Source organism: Occallatibacter sp. (assembly GCF_049802275.1).
Lineage (GTDB): Bacteria > Acidobacteriota > Terriglobia > Terriglobales > Acidobacteriaceae > Telmatobacter.
Genome location: NZ_JBARMD010000066.1, coordinates 1 through 4,280, shown reverse-complemented (window position 1 = coordinate 4,280; position 4,280 = coordinate 1). Strand labels below are relative to the sequence as shown.

General features: G+C 57.6%; 3 protein-coding genes and 1 pseudogene. 3 read left to right on the top strand and 1 reads right to left on the bottom strand.

Features of this window, described 5'->3' with window-relative positions:
* Positions 1-669: dTDP-4-dehydrorhamnose reductase (gene rfbD / locus WA354_RS02270; RefSeq protein ID WP_472811389.1), on the top strand; the 669-nt coding region annotated here is incomplete at its 5' end.
* A gap of 14 nt (positions 670-683) precedes the next feature.
* A complete protein-coding gene (locus tag WA354_RS02265) occupies positions 684-1,928 on the top strand; it encodes an ABC transporter permease (RefSeq protein WP_472811388.1) in 1,245 nt (414 codons plus the stop codon).
* 65 nt (positions 1,929-1,993) lie between these two features.
* Here the strand turns inward: WA354_RS02265 and WA354_RS02260 are convergent, their stop codons facing one another.
* Positions 1,994-3,280 carry a glycosyltransferase gene (locus tag WA354_RS02260; RefSeq protein WP_472811387.1) on the bottom strand — a complete coding sequence of 429 codons (1,287 nt, stop codon included), beginning with the start codon at positions 3,278-3,280 and terminating at the stop codon, positions 1,994-1,996.
* A 337-nt stretch (positions 3,281-3,617) separates the two neighbouring features.
* Here WA354_RS02260 and WA354_RS02255 point away from each other — a divergent pair.
* A pseudogene (locus tag WA354_RS02255) lies at positions 3,618-4,280 on the top strand (hypothetical protein); the annotation flags it as partial.

Genomic DNA, 4,280 nt, shown 5'->3' with positions numbered 1-4,280 from the left:
GGGCGCGCCCCGGGCGTTCTGGCTGAAGAAGCTCAACGCGCAAGCGCGCTCCTGATTCACTATTCCACCGATTACGTTTTCAATGGCTCCAAGGCGGGTCCTTGGGTAGAAGACGATCCGACTGATCCACTTAGCACTTACGGCGCCAGCAAACTTGCCGGAGAGGATGCGATTCGGAGCGTAGGCGGGGGATACCTGATCTTCCGAACGAGTTGGGTGTATGCACCAGAGGGCAAGAACTTCGTGCTCACGATGCTGCGCCTCGGCCGCGAGCGCGATTCACTGAATGTAGTTGACGACCAGGTCGGCGCCCCAACTACAGCGGCGGAGCTGGCGCGCGCGACGCATACGATTACGAAGGGAATTCTAGGAGGAAATTTCGGTGCGGTTCCTGCGTGGGCGGGTACTTATCACATGAGCTGCTCCGGCAGCGTCTCATGGTGCGGCTTCGCACGCGCAATCTTCGAGCAGGCACCCAAGCTTCTCGGCGGCAAGACTCCTAGGCTGAACCCAATCGCGACAAGTGAGTATCCGACGCCAGCAAGACGTCCCCAGAACTCCATACTTTCCAATGAAAAACTTCATCGTCGCTTCGGCTTGCGGCTGGCTTCCTGGCAGTCGGCATTGGACGACGTTCTGACGGCTATATCTGCGCAGCCAGTAGCCTGATCAGAGTGATCGCCATGAAGGGCTTTCTGGCGACTTTAAAACTTGTTTGGACACGGCAATTGCCGCTCGATACACTGGCGGTCTACACTCTCGAATCCCAAAGGACCATGGCCAATACCCCCTTCAACCCCTCCCCACTTTCGCTTACCGGCTTCGTCTGGAAGAATCTATGGCGTCGACGGCTGAGGACGCTGCTGACACTTTGCGGAATTGGGATGGCAATTGGCGCTTTCGTCGGTCTTGTCGGTTTTTCGAGTGCATTTGAAAACGAGTGGCTTCGAATTTACTCGAGCAGCGGTACCGACATAGCAGTGATCCAACAGACCTTTTTGAACACCTCATTGGACGAGTCTGCTGGGGCAACCCTGAAGTCGTTGCCATTGGTGGCGCAGGCAACGCCCGTCATATTTAACCTGATGGACCTGACGACGGATGTGAATGCCCTGGCATACGGCTGGAAAGCCGATTCGTATGAGTTTGACTCAATGCAGATCCTCTCCGGACGGCGCTTTCGCGATGGCCATCCCGAGGTCATGCTGGGCGATCTGCTAGCTGATGATCTGAAGAAAAAGGTGGGCGACACGCTGGATATTCAGAGCTCACCGTTTACGGTGTGCGCAATCTACCATGGCAGCTCTGGATTACAGGCGGATGCAGTCATTATGCCGCTGGATCAGTTGCAGCAGTTGAGCAGCCTGCAGGGCAAAGTCTCGACTTTTGATGTTCGGCTGCGTCCGTCACCTGCCGGAGAATCCCAGGAACATTATCTAAGGCGTGCGCAGGCACAGATCGAAGCTGCTTTGCCGGGACTGCATGCTGTTCCCGCTGCCGAGCGCGCCCATAACAATCAGTTTGTCCAACTTGCGCATGCTTCTGCCTGGGGCACTTCTTCGATCGCGCTGCTGATCGGCATCCTTGGGATCGCCAACACCATGGCCATGTCGGTCCACGAGCGTACACGGGAAATCGGCATTTTGAGGGCCCTCGGTTGGAAGCGGAGGCAGATATTGATTCTCATCCAGCTTGAAGCGGCTATTCTCGGACTGGGTGGCGGTTTTATGGGAATCGCGTTCGGATGGTGCGCACTGCACCTGCTGGCTGCACTGCCTCAAACCGCTAGCATTGTCTCGACTTCGCTCCCTTTGTTCCTTCTGGCTGAGTCGCTAGGCATCGCCGTTCTGGCGGGGCTGATTGCGGGGGCGCTGCCCGCATGGCGTGCAGCGCAACTCTCCCCGGTGGCGGCGCTGCGGTTTGACTAGCTTCACTCCCGAAGAGCATCGTTTACGAAAGCTACAACGATGGCAGTATTAAGGCCCCAAGAGGACTACACCGGTTTAGTGTCGCTCAAACTAATCGAACGGAGCTTTAGCACTTGTTCGATTAGATCTGCCGCACGTTCAGGCCCATGCATCCGCTGGATGGTTCTCTGCAGGACCTGGGCCGCCTCGCGGTATCTGCCGTCATGAAGCACTAGCATGACTGCCTTACGAAGCCGGGCCGCGTTCAGCCTGTACCGTGGCACTACCACGCACGCTCCGCGAGCCCTGACTCGCGCCGCCACTCCGGGTTGGTCGTTGGCGAGGGGTATGGCTACTAGTGGCACTCCCTCGCAAAGCGACTCAAGAACCGTGTTAAGGCCGGCATGTGTGATCACCAACGCGGCACGCTTCAGAATTTCCAGTTGGGGAGCAAAGCTCACCACCAGGGGATCGCCCGCTAGCTGCCCCAATCTCGACGCATCGAGTCCGCCACCCAGCGAAATCAATAATTGTGAATCGAGTCCGGCACAGGCCTCCGCGATCGTTCTGAAGATGGCTTCCGAACCGTTCTGAAGAGTGCCCATCGATGCGTAAATGAGCGGGCGTCCATCGAGGCGTTCCCAGGGAAACGCAACCTCCGGACGCTGCTCAGAGTCAACGAACGGCCCTGTATAGTGAAGCCCCGCTGGCTTCTCGCCGACAACTTCAAACTCCAGTGCTTCGGGCAACTGGGTAATTTGCGCCAGAGTCGACAGCGCTTCTTCGGGACGTCGGAAGGGCTTCAGCCCCCACGCGCTGCGCTGCTCGTTTACTTCTCTGAAGATAGGAGTTGCTATCCGCAATAGTAAAAACATTGCAAGGCGGTTCCGTAAACGGCTAAGCCGATCCTGTTCGGCCGCCCAGCCGAACCAGAAGGGTGGAAACCGGTCATCCTGAACCAGGGGAGGGATCAAGGCGATGGAGATCCACGGCAGCCCCAGATAGTCCGCCACGTTTCCAGCAAAATCCGCCTCATCGACCAGAAGCATTTCGACTTTGGCCGTCCGCACTGCCCCCGGCCCGTCGCGCATCACCATCCGCGCAGAATTCCTCACTCGCTCCAATGTGAATCGAAGAGCTGCGAGTCCCTTTAACCCGGCCAGTTGCTCGTCCAGCTTTTGAAGGGTGCCGAGGGGATAGTCTTCCATGCCGAACCCATGAAACTCGATGCCCGCGGCCCGCACCTGCGCCTCGGTGTCTGCAATCCCGAAGATCACCACCTCATGGCCCCTCAGTTGCAAGGAGCGCGCCAGCGCGGTCATCGGATTGAGATGACCCGTTCCCGGAAAACAGAATGCACCCAATCTCGCCATTGCCCTCCTCAATTCGTTGATTTCGACGCGCAAGTAGAACTGCTGCCGCAGCAGGTGTTCAAACTCCGTCTTGGAGGCTCTGATTCCAACGGGAGAGACTGTATGCAATGATATTGCAATCGCCGCCTAATCACCTCAACAACTGACTCATATCCAAAGTTCAAGGTCTCCCTTACGCGTCTTCTTTCCGCCCGAAAGGTCCACTCTGTTGCAATCGTCCGTGCTGGACTTTCAGCCGGCAATTGGCTCGAATCAAAGCCCGGCACGGTACCGCGGTGTATACACCCACAGCGCCTTCCGCTTTCCCGCCTGATTGCCAGACAGATAAGGTATAACCATGGATTCCTCCGCTCTTACCGAGAGCCCGGCGCACTCCGAGGCCGAGGCTGCGCCTGTTGAAGCTGTCAGTCCGTGGATGCGCGTCTTCAATCGAATCTTCACGCGACACGTGATGAATATCGCGGTCCTGATGGTGCTGCCGCTCATCTTTCTAATGACGCTCAACCCCACCCTCGAATGTGTGCATGATCCCGACATCTGGTGGCACCTGGCAAATGCCCGCCTGCTGACTTCCACCCATCACTTCATCTGGACCGAGCCGTACTCCTTCACGGTTGCGGGTCAGCGCTGGATCAATCCCGAGTGGCTCTCCGAGTTGCCGTACTGGTTCAGCTACCAGGCCCTTCACCTGCGCGGAATCTACTTCGTCTGCTGGCTCAGCCTGTGCGCGAATCTCATTTTTATGTACTGGCGCGGTTATCGCCGATCCGGTCACGCGGGCGCTGCATGGTGGGCTGCCGGACTGGGATTCGTGCTCATCTCAATAAACTCCGGACCGCGAACTATCGCAATAGCCTATCTTGCATTGTCCGCGGAAATGGCCTTGCTTGAAGCCGCGGATCGCGGAAACAGGCGCGCACTCTGGCTGCTGCCGCCGCTCTTTTGCGTCTGGATCAACCTACACGGAAGCTGGCTCATCGGCCTGGCATTGTTCCTGCTC